The organism is Brenneria izbisi, assembly GCF_025840185.1.
GTDB classification, from domain to species: domain Bacteria; phylum Pseudomonadota; class Gammaproteobacteria; order Enterobacterales; family Enterobacteriaceae; genus Brenneria; species Brenneria izbisi.
The window spans coordinates 1-449 of sequence record NZ_JAMPJU010000053.1; the positions used below are offsets into that span (position 1 = coordinate 1).

General features: G+C 37.4%; 1 protein-coding gene. It reads right to left on the bottom strand.

Annotation, left to right across the window (positions count from 1 at the left end):
- Window positions 1-21: 21 nt before the first annotated feature.
- Window positions 22-306 (bottom strand): hypothetical protein, encoded by a 285-nt coding sequence (locus NC856_RS17710; protein WP_264091711.1) that lies wholly within the window; start codon window positions 304-306, stop codon window positions 22-24.
- Between the last annotated feature and the right edge of the window lie 143 nt (window positions 307-449).

The following is a 449-nucleotide window of genomic DNA, read 5'->3' on the forward strand; positions in this document are numbered from 1 at the left end:
GGCCGGGATTGCATTATAGGGTTATTTGGCTGACTCTTTTCGGGCCTTACGCTCTTGTAGCTTGGCTTTTATCCAGATTCCGATTCCAGCTAACGTACCAGCGGAAGCACCTACTTTTAAAGAATAAAAAACATCCTTTTTCCAATCAAAAAATAAAATATTGGCTTTTAAAAACACTATTAATCTGCCAAGAAAACAGCCTATCATTGCCATGAAAAAAATACATAAAACACACCGTATTATTAGCATGATGAGAGTGTTTAAATTGACACTCTGATTACTTTTTAACGGATTTATCAGCTTCATCAAGCGTTCCTTTTACTGTATTCCCGACAGCCTCGCTGGTAATTGATCCTCCAATATTGCTAATAATAAATAACTTCGCAAAATAGTAGATCACCTGAAGGGAACTCAGTCCGAATTGTGCGATCTGATCAATCGCCAAACAT